Source organism: Glutamicibacter sp. FBE19 (genome assembly GCF_015524875.1).
Taxonomy (GTDB): domain Bacteria; phylum Actinomycetota; class Actinomycetes; order Actinomycetales; family Micrococcaceae; genus Glutamicibacter; species Glutamicibacter halophytocola.
Genome location: NZ_JACKQN010000013.1, coordinates 64364 through 82647 on the forward strand (window position 1 = coordinate 64364; position 18284 = coordinate 82647).

Annotated in this window: 18 protein-coding genes; 16 read left to right on the forward strand and 2 right to left on the reverse strand. The window is 64.4% G+C overall.

Annotated features, from left to right (window positions below):
• The first annotated feature begins 12 nt into the window (after positions 1 to 12).
• Positions 13 to 621 (forward strand): GrpB family protein, encoded by a 609-nt coding sequence (locus tag H6F58_RS16670; RefSeq protein WP_195182192.1) that lies wholly within the window; start codon positions 13 to 15, stop codon positions 619 to 621.
• Between the two features lie 2 nt (positions 622 to 623).
• On the forward strand, positions 624 to 1232 hold the full coding sequence (locus tag H6F58_RS16675; RefSeq protein ID WP_236995157.1) for a nucleotidyltransferase family protein: 609 nt from the start codon (positions 624 to 626) through the stop codon (positions 1230 to 1232).
• Between the two features lie 6 nt (positions 1233 to 1238).
• On the opposite strand, the gene H6F58_RS16680 is transcribed toward H6F58_RS16675, so the two are convergent.
• Both H6F58_RS16680 and H6F58_RS16690 read right to left on the reverse strand, forming a co-directional pair.
• Positions 1239 to 1679 (reverse strand): VOC family protein, encoded by a 441-nt coding sequence (locus H6F58_RS16680; RefSeq protein WP_171920032.1) that lies wholly within the window; start codon positions 1677 to 1679, stop codon positions 1239 to 1241.
• A gap of 259 nt (positions 1680 to 1938) precedes the next feature.
• Entirely contained in the window at positions 1939 to 3318 is a 1380-nt protein-coding gene (locus tag H6F58_RS16690) for an MFS transporter (RefSeq protein WP_195182194.1), read from the reverse strand.
• 80 nt (positions 3319 to 3398) lie between these two features.
• Between H6F58_RS16690 and H6F58_RS16695 the strand changes: the two genes are divergently transcribed.
• From H6F58_RS16695 to H6F58_RS16760, 14 genes are all read left to right on the forward strand, one after another.
• Positions 3399 to 4046: a helix-turn-helix domain-containing protein gene (locus tag H6F58_RS16695; protein ID WP_084793197.1), complete on the forward strand. Its 648-nt coding sequence runs from the start codon at positions 3399 to 3401 to the stop codon at positions 4044 to 4046.
• Positions 4047 to 4154: 108 nt separating this feature from the next.
• The gene (thrS, locus tag H6F58_RS16700; RefSeq protein WP_060701713.1) at positions 4155 to 6170 is read left to right on the forward strand and encodes a threonine--tRNA ligase; all 2016 of its coding nucleotides are present in this window, start codon (positions 4155 to 4157) and stop codon (positions 6168 to 6170) included.
• 24 nt (positions 6171 to 6194) lie between these two features.
• Positions 6195 to 6749 (forward strand): HIT domain-containing protein, encoded by a 555-nt coding sequence (locus tag H6F58_RS16705; RefSeq protein ID WP_060701712.1) that lies wholly within the window; start codon positions 6195 to 6197, stop codon positions 6747 to 6749.
• Positions 6750 to 7068: 319 nt separating this feature from the next.
• Positions 7069 to 8310, forward strand: coding sequence for a biotin synthase BioB (gene bioB / locus H6F58_RS16710; protein ID WP_195182195.1), 1242 nt, complete (start codon positions 7069 to 7071; stop codon positions 8308 to 8310).
• Positions 8307 to 9686: an adenosylmethionine--8-amino-7-oxononanoate transaminase gene (gene bioA, locus H6F58_RS16715; RefSeq protein WP_348536409.1), complete on the forward strand. Its 1380-nt coding sequence runs from the start codon at positions 8307 to 8309 to the stop codon at positions 9684 to 9686. Before bioB ends, bioA begins: the two co-directional genes overlap by 4 nt.
• A gap of 1 nt (position 9687) precedes the next feature.
• The gene (locus tag H6F58_RS16720; RefSeq protein ID WP_195182197.1) at positions 9688 to 10869 is read left to right on the forward strand and encodes an aminotransferase class I/II-fold pyridoxal phosphate-dependent enzyme; all 1182 of its coding nucleotides are present in this window, start codon (positions 9688 to 9690) and stop codon (positions 10867 to 10869) included.
• A complete protein-coding gene (locus H6F58_RS16725) occupies positions 10866 to 12062 on the forward strand; it encodes a cytochrome P450 (RefSeq protein ID WP_195182198.1) in 1197 nt (398 codons plus the stop codon). The genes H6F58_RS16720 and H6F58_RS16725 overlap by 4 nt, the downstream gene beginning before the upstream one ends.
• Positions 12059 to 12775 (forward strand): dethiobiotin synthase, encoded by a 717-nt coding sequence (bioD, locus tag H6F58_RS16730; RefSeq protein ID WP_195182199.1) that lies wholly within the window; start codon positions 12059 to 12061, stop codon positions 12773 to 12775. The genes H6F58_RS16725 and bioD overlap by 4 nt, the downstream gene beginning before the upstream one ends.
• 88 nt (positions 12776 to 12863) lie before the next feature.
• Positions 12864 to 13535, forward strand: coding sequence for a TetR family transcriptional regulator (locus H6F58_RS16735; protein ID WP_075972461.1), 672 nt, complete (start codon positions 12864 to 12866; stop codon positions 13533 to 13535).
• A gap of 10 nt (positions 13536 to 13545) precedes the next feature.
• Positions 13546 to 14478 (forward strand): ABC transporter ATP-binding protein, encoded by a 933-nt coding sequence (locus H6F58_RS16740; RefSeq protein ID WP_195182200.1) that lies wholly within the window; start codon positions 13546 to 13548, stop codon positions 14476 to 14478.
• Entirely contained in the window at positions 14475 to 16139 is a 1665-nt protein-coding gene (locus H6F58_RS16745) for an ABC transporter permease (RefSeq protein ID WP_195182201.1), read from the forward strand. Before H6F58_RS16740 ends, H6F58_RS16745 begins: the two co-directional genes overlap by 4 nt.
• 346 nt (positions 16140 to 16485) lie before the next feature.
• Positions 16486 to 17385 carry a pyridoxal 5'-phosphate synthase lyase subunit PdxS gene (pdxS, locus tag H6F58_RS16750; RefSeq protein WP_146275192.1) on the forward strand — a complete coding sequence of 300 codons (900 nt, stop codon included), beginning with the start codon at positions 16486 to 16488 and terminating at the stop codon, positions 17383 to 17385.
• Positions 17386 to 17506: 121 nt separating this feature from the next.
• Positions 17507 to 17692 (forward strand): hypothetical protein, encoded by a 186-nt coding sequence (locus tag H6F58_RS16755; protein ID WP_348536410.1) that lies wholly within the window; start codon positions 17507 to 17509, stop codon positions 17690 to 17692.
• Positions 17689 to 18249 (forward strand): dihydrofolate reductase family protein, encoded by a 561-nt coding sequence (locus H6F58_RS16760; RefSeq protein WP_146275191.1) that lies wholly within the window; start codon positions 17689 to 17691, stop codon positions 18247 to 18249. Before H6F58_RS16755 ends, H6F58_RS16760 begins: the two co-directional genes overlap by 4 nt.
• The last annotated feature ends 35 nt before the right edge of the window (positions 18250 to 18284 follow it).

An 18284-nucleotide genomic window follows, 5' to 3' on the forward strand; every position in this document is an offset into this window, starting at 1 on the left:
TAGGATGAAGCCATGAATACCGAGCGCAGAGAAGCAGCCAGCAGAATACGCGCCGACAAACCTCTGCAACTCAACCCGAAGCTCGTCGATGCGCTGGCCGGCAAAGAACTCGGACTGCACAGGGGCGAAGTGCGCCTAGCCAACCATTCGCCCCAATGGGAACAAGCCTTCACGCAATTGCAACAGATACTGCACGGCGACATGCCAGCAGGTGTCAAGGCAATCGAGCACATCGGTTCCACCGCCGTACCAGGATTAAAAACAAAACCCATCCTGGACATCATCATCGGAACCGTCCCCGAGGCAAATAGCGAAGAACTGCATTGCTGGCTGCTTGAGCACGGATTCATCTACAGGGGAGAGGCGGGCAACCTACGCCCAGATACGATGTACGGATTCGAGATCCAAACAAACATCAGGCTCATCAATGTCCATCTCATCGCCTATGGGCAGACCGAATGGTCCTATTACCTCAACTTCAGAAACCACTTGCGAGCTAACCCCGAAGACAGGGCAGCCTACCAACAGCTCAAAGAGCGACTAGCGGCTCGCCAGCTCCAAGATCGCCGCGGCTACCTCGACGGGAAAGCGAAATTCATAATCCAACGACGCAAGGCATGACCGTGGATACATCCGATGAAAAACTTTTCCTAACCTGCGTTCAAGCCAACCCGATCAATCGGCAAATACTCCAACTCGCCCCGCAGCTCGGCCTCTCCGACTGGTGGCTGACCGCAGGTGCGCTATTCCAAACGGTATGGAACGTACTGGAAGGCAAGGACCCGCAAAACGGGATTCGCGACTACGACTTCTTCTACTTCGACGAAGATACGTCCTATGAGGCGGAAGATGCAGTCATTCGCCGTGCAAAAGAACTCTTCAAAGACATCGACGCAGAAATCGAAGTCCGCAATGAAGCACGCGTCCACATTTGGTACGAAGAACACTTCGGGGTTCCAGCTATTCCATTCGCCAGCGTCACGGACGCCATCGATCATTTCGCAGCGAAAACCTGCTGCTTCGCAGTCACTAGCGATGCGAATGGGCAGATCAGCACCTATGCGCCGTACGGATTTGCAGATCTATTCGCCCGGAGGATCATCCCGAACCCAGTGCTCGCGCCCCGGAACGTGTATGAAGCCAAGACCAAACGGTGGCTATCCCAGTGGCCGTCGCTTACCGCTGAACCCTGGCCTGAACGGAAACCATCAACGGACATCGCTGAAGACTGACAATTCTCAAACCGAGGAAACATGCCCGTCGGCATCAATGACAAACGACGGATTATGCACAAAATCCCAGCGGAAGCCATCCGGATCGGCCACACAGGCGCTCTTGCCGCCCCAAGGCTGCACGGTGGGCTCGGTGATCGACGTTGCTCCCGCATCAAGCGCTCGCCGGTAGTGGTGATCCACTTCCGCATCCGAGTGCACGTTATGCCCAAGCGAGACCGGCGGAGCCAATGGGCCGTGCCCGACATCGCCGTACTCGCTGGGCATCTGTTTCACGTCCCAGAGGGCGAGCATCAAGCCATATCCGGCGCGGACAAAGGCGATTTCCGGGTGGGCTGGCTGCACCAGCTCAAACCCCAGGCCCTCGGTGTAGAACTTGGTGGAAGCGCCGACATCGCGCACGCCGAGGGTAATGGCGCTGATGACGGGTGGGGCCGGCTTGTTCATATTCCTAGGGTAGGAGCGGTTGAAAATGAAAGCCATGGATTAGAGGAACTTTCAAGACTTTTCCTGCGTCCCTATAAATAGATCCATTGCTCGTTGCGCAGCGCTTGATGCCTCATTTGGGCAGCCGCGTCGCTGTTCTGGCGCTCCAACGCAGAAGCATGGCGGTACCGCTTTTCGCTGCTGAACATGCGTTTGAGGGCTGATCGCTTGAGCCGGGATTCACCGGGTGCAGTGGGATCGGAAATCACTTCGGGTACTCCTATTCGGTGGGTGACGCTGGGGCGGGGGACTTCTGGGAGCCATCGGAACTGGCGCGTTCAAGCGGTGCTGGAGATGCGGCAGCAACCCAATGCCCGGGGCGAGGGATCCCTCGGACCTGTGGCGAAAGCCAGGCCAAGATGGCAGCCAAGGAAACCAATGCTCCGAAAAAGATGAGTGTCGGGCCCATGCCAACCCACTCCAGGCCGAGCCCGGTGGCCAGCGGTGCCAAAGGCAAGGCGGCCAGGGCCATGAAGGTAATCAAGGAATTCGCTCGCCCGGACATGTCCTGGGGGACGCATGCCATGAAGTATCCGCCGACTGCGGCGTTGAGCGCGGGGACGCTCAGGAAACTGAGCAACAGCATGGAGCCCATCCACAACAGGTTCGTGTTAAACCCGATGAGGAGCATGGCGGCGCCAAGAAGAGTGAGGCAATTGCAAGCCAGAAGCCCGCTGCGGAATTTTTCAATGAGCGAGGTCGCCGCCAGCGAGCCGATCAGCATTCCAGCGCCCATGCACGTCGATGCCAGCCCAATGATCCACGGAGCTTCCGAACGCTGCTCCAGCCCATAGATCAGAGCGGTCATCAGCCCGTTGACGCCGATGTTGACGACCGTAATCAAAATCAGCAGCGCTCGTAGTTGCGGGCGGGAAAAACACCAGCGCATGCCGGCCAGAATTCCGTGGGCAACTTTCTCTTCGCCGCCGGTGCCGGCCTCGCCTCGATCCCGGAAGGATTGCTGTGCGGCCCGCAGAGGCCGGCGCAGGGCAAACCCGCTGGCCGCAGCGATCAGATTCAGGACAGCGACGGCAAGCAGGGCAATGCCGCCGCCGAATCCGAGCAATACACCGCCAAGGGGAGCGGAGCCGAGCATCAGCACGGAGTCGCGGCCTTGGTTGGCAGCCATCGCGCGGCCGAGCTGTTTCGGGTGCACCAGATCCTTGAGGGCGGCATTGGTTGTTGAGCCAAAGTATCCGCCGCGCAATTCCATCAGGACATGGGCGAGGCATAACAGGGGAACCGGCAGCGAACCAGAGCCGATGCCCAGGGCCAAGGCCGCGGTCACCGCTGCGCCGCACAAGCTCCCGATCACGATCATCCGGGCCTTGTCGGTGCGGTCCGCCATGGCGCCGCCGGCCAATATGACGCTGGCCCTGGCTGCCATCCCCAGCGCAGCCAAGGATCCGGCCAGCACCGGCGAGCCGGTGGCTGCCAGCAGCATCAAGGGGAAGATGAACCCATAGATGCCGCCCGAAAGCAGCGCCGAGGAGTCCGCCATCAACCACCTGCGGTAATTTTTCTGCGCACGCAACGGGGGCAATGGGCTTGCATCAATCGCCGCGGTCTCTGGGCGGCCGCTGGGCTGGGTCGTGGTCATGGAATCCACTGTAAGTCCGCAAATAAAGTTGCGCAATAGAATTTGCGCAACTTTATTTGGGGGATTGCTAAGCTGTGCACATGAGCAATAACGAGTCGCTAGTCACGTTCACTACGCCGATGCTTAAGGCGATTGCCAACCCGCTGCGCCGGCAGATTCTCAATACGCTATCGGCCATGGGATCGGCCCGCGCGGCGGACATGGCACAGGTGCTGGACATGCCGGCGAACAAGATCAGCTTCCACCTGCGCGAATTAGCCAAGGCCGAGATGATCGTCGAGGTCCCGGAGCTCGCACGGGACAAGCGCGACCGGGTTTGGAAGTCGGCTGCCGTTGCGTACACCACCGGCGAGGTGGGGGAGCGGGAAGACGATCCATCCGGCATGGCCATGGGCGCCTATCTCGGGCAGGTCATCAATGACGAGCAGCGGCGCCTGCATGCCGCCATGGTCCACGGTGGACGCCACTACTCCGGCGAAGAGGCCGGCGAGGCCAAGGCACGTATGATGACCAGCGACCTGATGCTCACCATGGATGAAATGCGCGAGCTGATCCGCCGCTTGGAAAAGGTCATCCCGGCGTTCCGGAAGGACCTGGAGGAAGGCAAGGTCCACAGCTCCCAGCCGGCCGGGGACCGCGAAATCTGGCACGTGATGACCTTGCTCAATGCCGAATCGCTGTTGAACGAGTCACATGCGGGCCAGCAATCATCGCAAAACCCGAAGTGAACGCGCGCTCGGGCGGGGTGCTGAACTAAACTGGATTCTGGCTGGCTGTGGCCAAGGTATGCCACAAGCTATGAAGCCATCCCAGATTGAAAGGTAGAACCCGATCTCATGAGCGAGCAGCTGACTCTCACCATCGATGGCGAGCAGGTACAGGTGGACGCGGGAACAACCGGTCTGCAGCACTACGCCGAGCAGAAAGACGTGGTTGTTATGCACGTCGACGGCGTATTGCGCGACCTGGCCCGCGAACTGGAAGCCGGTAGCACCGTCACCCGTGTCACCATCACCGACCCAGAAGGGTTGGAGGTGCTGCGTCACTCGACTGCCCACGTGATGGCCCAAGCTGTGCAGCAGCTGCGCCCCGATGCCAAGCTGGGCATTGGCCCGTACATCACCGACGGTTTCTACTTCGACTTCGACGTCGCCGAGCCGTTCACCCCCGAAGATCTGAAGCAGCTGGAAAAGATGATGCTCAAGATCGTCAACCAGAACCAGCTCTTTGCGCGCCGCGAGGTATCGCCGGAAGAAGCCAAGGCCGAAATGGCCAACGAGCCCTACAAGTGCGAGCTGCTGGCCAAGGCCGACTCCGCGGACACCTCGGGCGAGGGCGTCACCGTTGAGGTGGCCGCCGGCGAAACCACCATCTACGACAATGTCGACCGCAAGTCCGGGGACATCGTGTGGAAGGATTTGTGCCGCGGCCCGCACCTGCCGAACACCAAGCTGATCAAGAACGCGTTCGCGCTGACCCGTTCAGCCGCCGCCTACTGGCTGGGCAGCGAGAAGAACAAGCAGCTGCAGCGCATCTACGGCACCGCCTGGCCGACCAAGGAAGACCTCAAGGCCTACCAGGAGCGCCTGGCCGAGGCCGAGCGCCGCGACCACCGCAAGCTCGGCGCCGAGCTGGATCTCTTCTCCTTCCCGGATGAGCTGGGCTCGGGCCTGCCGGTGTTCCACCCCAAGGGCGGCATCATCAAGCGCGAGATGGAAGACTACGTGCGCGACCGCCACGTGGAAGAAGGCTTCCAGTACGTGGGTACCCCGCACATCTCCAAGGACGGGCTGTTCCACACCTCGGGCCACCTGCCGTACTACGCGGACACCATGTTCCCGGCGCTGCACATCGATGAAGAGCGCGATGAAGATGGCAACATCACCAAGCAGGGCCAGGAATACCGGCTGAAGGCCATGAACTGCCCGATGCACAACCTGATCTTCCGCGGCCGCGGACGCAGCTACCGCGAACTGCCGCTGCGCTTGTTCGAGTTCGGCCACGTCTACCGCTACGAGAAGTCCGGCGTGGTCCACGGCCTGACCCGCGTGCGCGGTTTCGCCCAGGACGACTCGCACTCCTACGTCACCAAGGAGCAGGCACCGGCCGAAGTCGAGCACCTGCTGAACTTCATGCTCTCCCTGCTCAAGGACTTCGGCATGGACGACTTCTACCTGGAGCTGTCCACCCGCGATCCAGAGTCGGATAAGTTCATCGGCTCGGACGAGCAGTGGGAAGAAGCCACCGAGGTCCTCGAGCGCGTTGCCACCGAATCCGGCGTCGAGCTGGTGGCCGATCCGGGCGGCGCGGCCTTCTACGGTCCGAAGATCTCGGTTCAGGCCAAGGATGCCATCGGCCGCACCTGGCAGATGGGCACCGTGCAGTATGACTTCAACCAGCCTGCTCGCTTCGGTCTGGAGTACCAGGCAGCCGACGGCTCCCGTCAGGAACCGGTGATGATCCACGCCGCCAAGTTCGGCTCGATCGAACGCTTCCTGGGCGTGCTCACCGAGCACTACGCAGGCGCTTTCCCGGCCTGGCTCTCGCCGGTGCAGGTTCGCGCCATTCCGGTGGCTGAGGCCTTCAACGACTACCTCTCCGAGGTTGTCGCGACGCTCAAGGCGCAGGGTGTCCGTGTGGAACTGGATGACTCCTCGGATCGCTTCCCGAAGAAGATCCGCAACGCGTCCAAGGACAAGATTCCGTTTGTGCTCATCGCCGGTGGCGAGGATGCCGATGCGAATGCCGTGTCCTTCCGCTTCCGCGATGGCAGCCAGGAAAACCAGGTTCCTGTCGACGAGGCGGTAGCCCGCATCGTTGAAGCCATCAAGAGCCGCGATAACAGCAACTAGCAGGGGATAGGGAGTCCATTGAGCATGCAGGAGCAAGCAGACCAGTCCGTCACCGACGACTTTGAACTCGCCGGAGTGCCGGATTCGTTCCAGCGGCTGTGGACTCCCTATCGCATGGCCTACATCAAGGGCGGGCAGGACCAGGTCAAGGACGAGGCCAGCTGCCCGTTCTGCGCCGGTCCGCAGCGCACGGATGAAGAGGCGCTGATCGTGCATCGCGGGGAAACCTGCTTCGTGATCCTGAACCTCTTCCCGTACAACCCGGGCCACCTGCTGATCTGCCCGTACCGCCATGTGCCGAACTACACCGACATCACGGTGGAGGAAACGGCGGAAATGGCGGCCCTGGCCCAGCATTCCATGCGGGTGCTGCGCAAGGTGTCCAATCCCTCGGGCTTCAATCTGGGCATGAACCAGGGCGAAGCCGGGGGAGCTGGCATCGCTGCCCACCTGCATCAGCATGTGGTGCCACGCTGGAGCGGGGACGGGAATTTCTTCCCGATCATCGCGCAAACCAAGGCTATTCCCCAGACGCTGTCCGAGGTGCGCGACGCAATTGCCGCAGCCTGGAACCAGTGAGGCGAACCTGCCTTAATCGCACCGCCTGATCTGGCGGACCCAAAGATCAATGAGCGCGTTGCTGGCCAGAATCATTCTGGCCGGCAACGCGCTTTTTGCTGCCCGGAACCAGGAGGAAGGCAAGTGGTGCCGTGGCGCTGGGAACGCCGGTTGATGCACGAGCTCCATGACACATCGCTGAACAGTGTTCAAGAACATGCTGATCAGGGTGTAGGGTGTGTATTCAATAGAACTTGAACACCGTTCAAGAGTCGTTCGGGTCCGGGGAAAATCCGCAAGCCCGGACTGGCTCACGGTGTACCGGCTAGAAAGGCACCCCATGAACTTGAACATCGCAAATACTGCCCCAGCGCCGGGGGAGAGCCGACTGGATCCCGGACAGCTCGCAGAAAAGATCCTCGCCGGACACCGCATCACCGAATCCGAGGCCCTGGGCATTCTCGCAACACCGGATTCCGCCACGATGCCATTGATCTGCGCTGCCGGAATCCTGCGCCGCCAGCACTTCGGGAACACCGTCAAGGTCAACTACCTGGTCAACCTCAAGTCCGGCCTCTGCCCCGAAGACTGCACCTACTGCTCGCAGCGCCTTGGATCCACCGCTGAGATCCTCAAATACACCTGGCTCAAACCCGATGAAGCGGTGGCCCAGGCCGGATTCGGCATTGCCGGCGGCGCCTCGCGGGTCTGCATGGTCGCTTCCGGCAAGGGGCCCACCGACCGCGATGTGGACCGGGTGGCCACGATGGTCGAACAGCTCAAGGACGAACACCCGCAGGTCGAGGTCTGCGCCTGCCTGGGCATCCTCAAGGACGGCCAGGCCGCCAGGCTCAAGGACGCCGGGGCCGACGCCTACAACCACAACCTGAACACCTCAGAATCCCTCTACCCCGAGATCTGCACCTCGCACAGCTACCAGGATCGGGTCAAGACGGTGGAACAGGCCCAGTCCGCGGGACTCTCCTCCTGTTCCGGGCTCATCGTGGGCCTGGGGGAAACACCCGAGCAGCTGGTAGAAGCGATCTTCGCGCTGCGCGATCTGGGCTCCGAATCCATCCCGGTCAACTTCCTCATGCCCTTCGACGGCACCCCGATGCAGGGCACCTGGCTGCTGACCCCAATGGCCTGCCTGCGCATCCTCGCACTGGTGCGCATGGCCTGCCCGGACAAGGAGCTGCGCATTGCCGGCGGCCGCGAGATGCACCTGCGCTCATTGCAGTCCATCGCACTGGAAGCCGCCAACTCGATTTTCCTAGGCGACTATCTCACCAGCGAAGGCCAGGGCGCGGCCAAGGACCTGCAGATGATTGCCGACGCGGGCTTTGTCGTCCTGGGGCAAGAGTCCTCCAGCCCATCCGAGGTGGCCCGCCGCTTGCAGGACGCCGCTCATGCTGCACCTCCGGCCCCCGCCGCAGAAGAACGCGCCGGCGGCTGTGGCTCCGGCTGCGGAACCGGATGCGCACCGGCTCAATCAGGGTCGGCAGGCTGCGGGGCCGCCGCCGGGCGCGAACCAGTGCTGCGCCGCCGCGGAGCTGGCACCATGGAAGGGCCCAACGCGTGAAAACCCTGGCCGAAAACCTGCTGGACAGGGATGCGGGGCTGCTCTGGCACCCCTATGCGCCCGTGGACGCGGGAGCGCACTACGCGGTAAAGGGCGCGCAGGGTGCAGAACTCCTGCTGCACGATCGCTCCGGCACCGAGCACCGGGTCGTGGACGGCATGGCTTCCTGGTGGTCGATGGTGCACGGCTACCGCAATCCGGTCCTGGACGCCGCGGCGCACGCGCAGATCGAGAAATTCAGCCACGTCATGTTCGGGGGCCTGACCCACGAACCGGCGATCGAGCTGGCCGAACGGCTCGTGGCCATTGCCCCGCAGAATTTGCGCCACGTGTTCCTGGCCGACTCCGGATCCATCAGCGTCGAGGTGGCATTGAAGCTCGCTTTGCAGTACCAGGAGGCCTGCGGAGCCCGTGGACGCCAGCGCTTCCTGGCGCTGCGCGGAGGCTACCACGGGGACACCTTTGCCGCGATGAGCGTCTGCGACCCGGTCGACGGCATGCACTCGGCCTTCGCGCCGCTGTGCAGCGAGCAGCTATTCCTGCCGCGTCCGCCTGCCGCCGAGCACGCGGCGGACGGCAACTGGATCTATGACCAAGGGGAATTCGACGCGTGGGCCTCCGGGGCACGGGGCATCGCGGCGGCCCATGCGCATGAACTGGCGGGCATCATTGTCGAACCGGTCCTGCAGGGCGCCGGCGGCATGTTCATCTACCCGCCGCAGGCCATTGCGGTGTTGCGCGAGATTGCCGATGAACACGGCCTGCTGCTGATCGCCGACGAGATCGCCACGGGGTTCGGGCGCACCGGAAGGCTGTTTGCGGTGCAGCATGCCCAGGTGGAACCGGACATCATGTGCGTGGGCAAGGCGCTGACCGGCGGCTACCTGTCGCTGGCCGCCATGCTTTGCTCGGCGCGCGTGGCCCAGACGCTGGCCGCCGCGCGCGGTGCGTCGGCGTTGCTGCACGGCCCGACGTTCATGGGCAATCCGCTGGCTTGCGCGATCGCCATCGCCTCGCTGGACCTGCTCACCGGAGCCGGCCCGGCCGCGGATTTCGGCTCCGGTGCGCCGGAGCGGCCAGCACCCTGGCAATCGCAGGTGGCGCGGTTGGAACGCGGGCTGCGCGGCTCGCTGGCGCCGGCACGCACCCTGCCGCCGGTCAAAGCGGTGCGCGTGCTGGGCGGGGTCGGGGTGATCCAGCTGCACCAGCCCGTCCAGGTCGCAGCGCTGGCTGCCGCCGCGGTCGAACGCGGCGCCTGGGTCCGGCCCTTCAGGGACCTGGTGTACGTCATGCCTCCCTACGTGTGCACCGACGGCCAGCTGCAGCAACTGGGCGACGCGCTGTGCGGAGCCATCGACCAGGTCTACGGAGGCTGAGATGACAACACTTGCCACCACCGCGAGCTGGGATGCCTGGCTGCGCACCCGGTCCGCAGTGCGCACCGCCAGGGGCATGCAGCGCAGCGACAACTCGCGCCACGCACTGTTCGATCTGGCGTCCAACGACTACCTGGGGCTCAGTTTGCATCCGCGGGTGCGCCAGGCGGCGATCAGCGCGCTCAACTGTCTCGGAACCGGCGCCACGGCCAGCCGCGTTGCCAGCGGAACCTGGCAGATCCACCGGGAGCTGGAGGCGGAACTCAGCCGGTACACCGGCCGGAGCCAGGCACTGGTCTTCTCCAGCGGATATTGCGCGAACCTGGGCCTGCTGGGCGCCTTGGGCGGCCCGGGCAGCCTGATGCTGCTCGATGCCCACGCCCATGCGAGCCTGATCGACGGGGCCAGGCTTTCCGGGGCGGGCACTGCACGCTTCGAACACAACAACCTCGATGACGCGCGCGCCAAATTGCACGCCAATGCCCAATCGCCCGCCCCGAAGCCGCGGGTGGTTGTGGTGGTGGAGTCGGTGTACTCGGTGCTCGGCGATGCCGCCCCGCTGCAACAGTTGGCCGAATTGTGCGCGCAGTACAACGCTCTGTTGCTCATTGACGAGGCGCACTCGCTGGCCACCGTGCCGGCCGGTTCGGCCGTGAACGCTGCCGGGCTGGCCCAGGCGGAGAACGTCCTGGTCACCGGCACCCTGTCCAAGGCGCTCGGGGCCCAGGGCGGAGCGGTGCTCTTCGGCGGCAGCCGGGCCGAATTGTGGCGCGAGCACCTGCTCAATACCGCCCGCACCTTCATCTTCGACACGGCCCTGGCCCCGGCCGCCGCGGCGGCCGCCCATGCGGCGCTGGAGCTGGCCACCGGGGAAAGAATCGCAGGCCTCGCAGCCAACGCCCTGATGATCCGGCGCGTGCTGAACGCCGAAGAGAACCTGGCTGGCCGGGTTGAGCAGGCCGCCGGCGCGGTGCAATCGGTGCGCATGAAATCCCCGCAGCAGGCCCTCTTGGCCGCAACGCTGCTGCGCGAACACGGCATCGCAGTTACCTGTTTCAGGCCGCCGAGTGTTCCCGATGGAATCTCGCGCCTGCGCCTGGCCGCCCACGCACAGCAAGACCCTGCCGAGCTTGCCGCAGCCCTGAAGGTTGTGGCCCGAACCATTAGCGACGTGGAATCATGAACTGCCCTTTCGCCCGAACGCCTCTGGCATCCGAGCCTTCGGCCACCAGCACGGCCCCGCTGGCCCAGCCGCTGGAGAAGGTGCTCCCGGCGCGGATCAGCGAACGCTATCGAAGCATCGAGGATCCTCAACTGGTCCGCGAGATCCTGCGCCATGCCGAGGAATTCACTCCTGCCAACGCCCTGCAGGCGGCGGTGGACCTGGAACCTGCCACGCTGCGCATCCTTGCCCGTGGACGCTTTGCCCTGCCGCCGGTGCTGGCCAGCGCCTCCGGGGCCGGGCACCGTGCCGTCAGGAAGGTGGTTGCCGGGTTCTTCAGCCCCGCAAAGGTTGCTGCGCAGCGCGAGTTCATCGCCCAGCGCACCCGCGAACTGTGCCTGAACCTGCGCGGCCGCTATCAGCTGGGTGAAGAACTGGACCTCGCCAGCGAACTCGCCGCCGTCATCCCGCCAGAAGTGATGGCGCGGATGACCGGAACACCGCTGCCACCCCTCGACCAGCTCAAAGCCTGGAGCAAGGACTCGCTGGAATTGTTCTGGGGCTGGCCCGAAGCCCAGCGGCAGCAGGAGCTGGCGCACAGCGCGGTTGCGTACCATGCGTGGCTTCGCAGTTCCGTCGATGAGGCCACAGCCCGCGATGACGGCAACCTCTATTCCGCCCTGCACCACGCCGGAGTGGATCGCGCCCGCATCGTCTCGCTGGCCTATTTCCTGGGGATCGCCGGCCAGGAGACCACCGCCATGCTCATCCAAAGTGCCCTGTTCACCGCCATGCGCGACGGGCACTGGTCCAGCTGCGCCGCGGCGGACGGCGGAGTTGCAGCCAGCGAACGCGTGGTGCACGAGGTGCTGTTGCGGGCATCCTCCGTGCCCACCTGGCGCCGGATCGCGCTGCGCGATATTTCCCTTTCCGGCCGCAGGTTCGCTGCCGGGGACGAGCTGCTGCTTCGCCTCTCCGGCGGGGACGCGGCCGCCTCGGGCGACGATTCCCTGGTCTTCGGGCAGGGGCTGCATCGCTGCCTCGGCGCGGGCCTTGCCCGGATGGAAACCGGGGTGGTGGTTCACCAGGCCGCAGCGGCGCTGCCTGGCATCGAGCTCAGCGATTCGAGCCCCCGCTGGCGCTACCTCATTTCATTCCAGGCACCGGAAGCGGTCATCACCCGGAGCAGGAAAACCGGGAGCGCCAGCGCATGATCCATGTCATTTCAGGGACCGGCACCGATGTGGGAAAAACCGTCGCAACGGCGGCCCTGGCAGCCCGGGAGCTGGCCCAAGGACGCGCCGTGGCCATCTACAAGCCAACGCAAACCGGAGTGGAGGGCAGCGAACCCGGCGATGTGCGGAACATTGCAGCATGGCTGGATTGCCCAGGGCGGTTGAGCACAGCAGAAGGGGTGCGGCTGCGCGAGCCCATGGCCCCGGTGGATGCTGCGCTGGTGGCCGGGGGCCAGGGCGCGGTCCAGGCGCTTCCCGGGCTCGATGAGCATTGCGAACGGATTCGCAGGCTCGCCGCAGAATATGACACGGTCCTGGTCGAGGGCGCCGGGGGACTGCTGGTCACCCTGGGCCCGGAAGGCGCGAATATCGCGGATCTTGCCAGTGCGGTGGATGCCCGCCTCGTGGTGGTCACCCGCCCGGATTTGGGAACCTTGAACCATACGGCCCTGACCCTTGAAGCGGCGGTTAATCGGGGCTTCAGCCGCGGAACCCTGCTGCTGGGCAGCTTCCCCGATCATCCCACGGCCCTGCATTGCAGGAATCTGCAGAACCTCCGGGCGCAAGCAGAGCATCACCGGTGGCACTTTGCCGGCGCGATTCCAGAGCTCACGATGAAGGGAGATATCAAGGAACAGCTGCTCAGCGCCGGATTGTCGCTGTCGATCCTGACAGCTGGGGCGGGAAGCTGAACGGGTCGGCGAACGCGGAACCGGGACGGTGGAACTGGCCCAAAAATACCCATTGCCAACCGCTATACACAGGCGTAGCCTCCTATACGTGAGTACAGCTGAGCAGGATCTGACAGGCCGGGCCAGGTTGCGCGATGCGGCCATCGAGGCCTTCGCCGCGCAGGGATTTGATGTATCCCTGCGGGCGATCGCCACGCGTGCCAACGTCACCGCGGGACTGGTGCGACACCACTTCGGGTCCAAGCAGGCGCTGCGGGCAGAATGCGACGCCACGGTGCTCGAGCGCTACCGCCGCATGAAGGAGGATTCCCTGGCGGCCAGTCCCCAGCAGGTGTTCAGCAACCTGCCCAGCTCCAGAGAGGGCGGGGTGCTGATTCTGTACATTCTGCGCTCGGTGCGCGAGGGCGCGCAGGCGGGGACGCAGTTCACCGGCCAGCTGGTCGAAGAGGCGCTCGTCTTATTGGATCGGGCCGTTTCGCGCGGGCTGATCGTCCCCAGCCGCAATGAGCCGGCGCGGGCACGCTTTCTGGTCCTGCAATCCCTGGGTGCGCTGGTATTGCACTTCGCGCTGAACCCGCCGCGGGATCCAGAAGACTTCGCCACCGTGATGCAGGAATACTATGCGCAAGTTGCCCTGCCAACACTGGAACTCTATTCCGAAGGGCTGTTCACCGACCCGGCCTACCTCAACGAGTACCTGGCCTCCGGCGCAGCCGACGTCCCGCCCGCGGGATCCGCGGGAACTGCCGAACCCCGGTAAGGAGCACGCCATGGCCACCACCAAGCAGGCCATTGAAGTGAGCGGACTGCACAAGAATTTCGGGCGCACCGCCGCCCTGTCAGGGTTGGACCTGCGAGTGGACACCGGCCAGGTTGCCGGGTTCCTGGGGCCCAACGGCGCGGGAAAATCCACGACCATCCGCATCCTGCTGGGATTGCTGAAGGCCGACGGGGGAACAGCCCGGATGCTCGGCGCCGACCCCTGGGCCGATGCGGTCGCCCTGCACCGCCGCGTGGCCTATGTCCCGGGCGAGGTGAACCTCTGGCCCAACCTCACCGGGGGACAGGCGATCAGCATCCTGTCAAAGCTGCACGGGCAGGTCGATGAACAACGCCGCAGCCAGCTGCTTGAGCGCTTCGCCCTTGATCCCTCCAAGAAGGCCCGCAGCTATTCCAAGGGCAACCGCCAGAAGGTCGCCCTGATCGCCGCGCTGTCCTCGCGGGCAGAACTGCTGCTGCTCGATGAGCCGACTTCGGGGCTGGATCCGCTGATGGAGCAGGTCTTCACCTCCTGCATCCGCGAAGCCGCCGCCGAGGGGCGCAGCGTGCTGCTCTCCAGCCATATCTTCGCCGAAGTGGAAAAGCTCTGCGATACCGTGACCATCATCCGCGACGGGCAGACCGTTGAGGCCGGCCGCCTCTCCGACCTGCGCCACCTGCAGCGCACCGAAGTCACCGTTGAGGTCTCCGGCGCCGCGGCCAGCCTTGCGGCGGTCGAGGGCATCGAGGATTTCAAGCTCTCGGGCACCACCGCGAGCTTCAGCGTCGACCCGGAGCGGCTGCCCGGTGTTCTTGCGGCCTTGGCGCAGTATTCGCCGCGCAACCTGGTCAGCACCCCGCCATCTCTGGAGGACCTGTTCCTGCGCCACTACTCGGACCAGGTGCCAGCACCGGTGGCTGCCCGGGGCGGTGGGCTGCGATGACTACGGGCACCGCCCATGGGCGCCATGCAGCGGCAGAACACCTGGGACAACCGGCCACCTCGGCCCGCGGCACCAGCACGCTGGCCGGCGTCGGGATAGCCGCATGGTTCATCCTTCGCCGCAATTGGCTGCGCCTGGGCCTCTGGGCATTGGTGCTGGCGTCGATGATTCCGATTGTCTACGACTCCCAGCAGCAGGCTTTCCCCACCCAGCAAGCGCGCGATGCCTATGCCCAGGTGGCCAACACCCCGGCCGTGGCTGCCATGACCGGCCTGCCCTATGCGGCAGGATCACTGGGAGGCATCCTGGTTATCAAGATCTGGATGACGCTTGCTGTGGCTTTGGCCTTCGCCGTGCTCTTCCTGGTCACCCGCAATGGCCGCGCCGATGAGGAGGCAGGGCGCACCGAATTGCTGCGCGCCACGGCACTGGGGCGCCACGCCTACCCGACAGCGAACTATCTGGTCGCCGCAGGCCTGTGCCTGCTGACCGGGTTGCTCATCAGCCTGCTGTGCCTGTCGGTTGCGCTGCCGGCGGCCGGCAGCTGGATCATGGGTGCCTCGATCGCCGGCACCGGCCTGGCCTTCATCGGATTGGCGGCCATCTGCGGCCAGCTCGCCTCGACCAGCCGCGGAGCGAACTCGCTGGCAGTGGCACTGATCGGCCTGTTCTACTTCATCCGCGCGGGAGCCGATCTGCAGGCCGAGGGCATGGCCCCCAGCGCGCTGAGCTGGTTCTCGCCCATTGGCTGGGCGCAGAACATGCGCGCCTACGGCGAGGACAACTGGTGGCCGCTGATGGCCTTGGCCTTCCTGGGCGCTGCCGGTTGCCTCGTGGCGCTGCGCATCGACAGCTCGCGGGATTTGGGCTCGGGCATTTTGCCCGAACGCCGGTCAGCAGCCTCTGCCGGCCCCTTCACCACGACGGCGCTGGGACTGGCGCTGCGCCTGCAGCGATCTTCGCTGATCGGCTGGTTCATCGGCGCCGCGGTGTCCGGGCTGTTCTTCGGCTCTGTCGCACGCTCCATGGGCACGCTGCTGGATCCCGAGAACCCCTTCGCCCGCAATTTTGTCGGCACCGGGCACAGCATGCTCGACGGGGTGCTTGGCATCTTCGTGGCGTTCAATGCTTTGCTGGCCGCAGCCTTTGCCATCCAGTGCCTGGGTGCAGCGCGCAGCGAGGAGGAGAGCGGCCGGCTCGAGCAGCAGCTTGCCGGGGCATTGTCCCGCGGCTGGTGGCTCGGCGCCCACCTGCTGATAGCGGTGCTTGGCTCGGGGCTGATGCTGCTGCTTGCCGGGGCCCTGACCGGGGCATCCTCCCAAGGAGCGGGGGATCCGGGGCAGCTGGCCGGTGCCTGCCTCGCGTTCTGGCCGGCAGTGCTGTCGATGCTGGGCCTGCAGCTGCTGGCCTTCGGTTTCCTTCCGCGCCTCACCACAGCGATCACCTGGTCCGTCTATGGGCTCTCGGTGATGGCGGCCATGTTCGGCGGGCTGTTCTCGCTGTCGCAAGATGCCATCCGCTTGACCCCCTTCGGCGCCATCGCGCGCGTCCCGGCCGAGGAATTGAGCTGGACCCCGCTGGTGGTGCTCGTGCTGATATCGCTGGTGCTTGCGGCGGCCGGCATGGCCCGGTTCAACCGCCGGGATGTCCTGGGCGCCTAGGTATTGAGGACGGGCATCGCACTGAAGCCGCAACAGTGCTGTGCTTCGCGCGCGCATCGGGCTCCATGAACCGCCTTTGTGTCCCTTGGCGGGGGATTGGCCCGGCGCACCCATGTTTCACAAAAACGCTTGCTGATAAGGCGCAATGCAAAGTTCGGAATGTTACGCCGTAGACGCTAATTAGTGGAGAAGTCTACTATCGTAACAATGTTACGACACACCCGCGGTAATAAAGTGGGCAGATCCTACGATTATTGAGTACTTTCCGCCGCCGATCGGCTCTGTAGCAACACAGGCCGGGAATTCTGGTGGCAGTTTTGCTTTGCCGAAAGGAATCAGCTCTCCCATGTCTAACACTCAGAACTCCGTCGTCGGTTCGGATCGCGTCAAGCGCGGAATGGCCGAAATGCTCAAGGGCGGCGTCATCATGGATGTGGTCACTCCCGAGCAGGCCCGCATCGCTGAAGATGCCGGTGCCGTTGCAGTCATGGCTCTGGAGCGTGTTCCTGCCGATATTCGTGCCCAGGGCGGCGTATCGCGCATGAGCGACCCGGACATGATCGATGGCATCATTAACGAGGTCTCCATCCCGGTCATGGCCAAGGCCCGCATCGGCCACTTCGTCGAGGCGCAGATCCTGCAGTCCCTGGGTGTGGACTACATCGACGAGTCCGAGGTGCTCTCCCCAGCTGACTACGAGAACCACATCGACAAGTGGCCATTCACCGTGCCATTCGTCTGCGGTGCCACCAACCTGGGCGAAGCCCTGCGCCGCATCAATGAAGGTGCTGCGATGATCCGCTCCAAGGGCGAAGCGGGCACCGGCGATGTCTCGAACGCCACCGGGCACATGCGCAAGATCCGCGCCGAGATCGCCAAGCTCGCTGCCCTTCCAGAAGACGAGCTGTACGTTGCCGCCAAGGAATTGCAAGCACCATACGAGCTGGTCAAGGAAATCGCGCACACCGGCAAGCTGCCAGTGGTGCTGTTCACCGCGGGCGGCATTGCCACCCCGGCCGACGCTGCGATGATGATGCAGCTGGGCGCAGACGGCGTGTTCGTCGGCTCGGGCATCTTCAAGTCCGGCAACCCGGTGCAGCGCGCCGAAGCCATCGTGAAGGCCACCACCTTCTTCGACAACCCGGACGAACTGGCCAAGATCTCCCGCGGCCTGGGCGAAGCCATGGTCGGCATCAACGTCGCCGACGTGCCAGTGCCTCACCGCCTTTCGGAGCGCGGCTGGTAAACCCTGCACAGCGAAAAGCACGGGTCCGTGCCACCGAATTCCGGTGGGCGGGCCCGTGCTTTTTCAGTCTTGATGCAACTGCCGCGGACTTCAATTCCTGCACATTAGTGGCATCTAGCGCATCGTCCACCCTGTGGCGGGGAAGATGGCGATCTGCTACGAGGTTCTCGCGGTGCAGTCCTCCTCTGGGCTGACCATCACCAGCTATCTGCCAGAGCCGGGCAGTTCTAGTGCCGATGCCCTGGAATTGCTCCGCAGCAGGAACGCCGGCGCCGAGCACGCAGCTGTGGCAGACTCAAGCCCATGAGCGAGATCATTTTCGACGCGGCCGTCACGCTGAACGGCTATCTGGCCGATGAAAACCAGAGCCTGCAGTGGCTTTTCGAAGTTCCCGGAGCGCACGAGCCCGACCCGGATCTGCTGCCCCGCAACGTCGGCGTCCACGTGGAAGGCGCCTCCACCTACTTGTGGCTGCTCGAGCATGAACGGTTCATCGAGAACCCGCACAAGTGGCAGGATTACTACCCGGGGATCACCACCTATGTGTTCACCTCGCGCGAGCTGCCCATCCCCGAAGGTGCCGACGTGCGCCTGGTCAATGGCCCGGTTGCCGGGGTGCTGCCCCAGATCCGCGGCGCGGCAGGAGAGAAGAACATCTGGGTGCTCGGCGGGGGAGAACTGCTCGGCCAATTCCTCGATATCGATGCGATCGATACCCTGGCCCTGACCATCGCGCCCGCGGCCTTGGCCGGCGGGGCACCATTGTTGCCGAGGAACATTGGCAGCGACCGGCTGGAACTGGCCGAGGCGAGGCCAGCGGGTCCTTTTGCGCGTTTGGTCTATCGGGTGCGCCGGGCCTCGTGACCCGGTGTTGAGCGCGGCGTGATTAAAGCAGCGAG

Coding starts and splice junctions, on each gene's coding strand:
- bioB (WP_195182195.1), top strand. CDS start 7,069: ATGAACTTGAACATCGCAAATACTGCCCCAGCGCCGGGGGAGAGCCGA.
- H6F58_RS16670 (WP_195182192.1), top strand. CDS start 13: ATGAATACCGAGCGCAGAGAAGCAGCCAGCAGAATACGCGCCGACAAA.
- H6F58_RS16720 (WP_195182197.1), top strand. CDS start 9,688: ATGACAACACTTGCCACCACCGCGAGCTGGGATGCCTGGCTGCGCACC.
- H6F58_RS16740 (WP_195182200.1), top strand. CDS start 13,546: ATGGCCACCACCAAGCAGGCCATTGAAGTGAGCGGACTGCACAAGAAT.
- H6F58_RS16690 (WP_195182194.1), bottom strand. CDS start 3,318: ATGACCACGACCCAGCCCAGCGGCCGCCCAGAGACCGCGGCGATTGAT.
- H6F58_RS16725 (WP_195182198.1), top strand. CDS start 10,866: ATGAACTGCCCTTTCGCCCGAACGCCTCTGGCATCCGAGCCTTCGGCC.
- bioD (WP_195182199.1), top strand. CDS start 12,059: ATGATCCATGTCATTTCAGGGACCGGCACCGATGTGGGAAAAACCGTC.
- H6F58_RS16680 (WP_171920032.1), bottom strand. CDS start 1,679: ATGAACAAGCCGGCCCCACCCGTCATCAGCGCCATTACCCTCGGCGTG.
- H6F58_RS16760 (WP_146275191.1), top strand. CDS start 17,689: ATGAGCGAGATCATTTTCGACGCGGCCGTCACGCTGAACGGCTATCTG.
- pdxS (WP_146275192.1), top strand. CDS start 16,486: ATGTCTAACACTCAGAACTCCGTCGTCGGTTCGGATCGCGTCAAGCGC.
- H6F58_RS16745 (WP_195182201.1), top strand. CDS start 14,475: ATGACTACGGGCACCGCCCATGGGCGCCATGCAGCGGCAGAACACCTG.
- thrS (WP_060701713.1), top strand. CDS start 4,155: ATGAGCGAGCAGCTGACTCTCACCATCGATGGCGAGCAGGTACAGGTG.
- H6F58_RS16705 (WP_060701712.1), top strand. CDS start 6,195: ATGCAGGAGCAAGCAGACCAGTCCGTCACCGACGACTTTGAACTCGCC.
- H6F58_RS16695 (WP_084793197.1), top strand. CDS start 3,399: ATGAGCAATAACGAGTCGCTAGTCACGTTCACTACGCCGATGCTTAAG.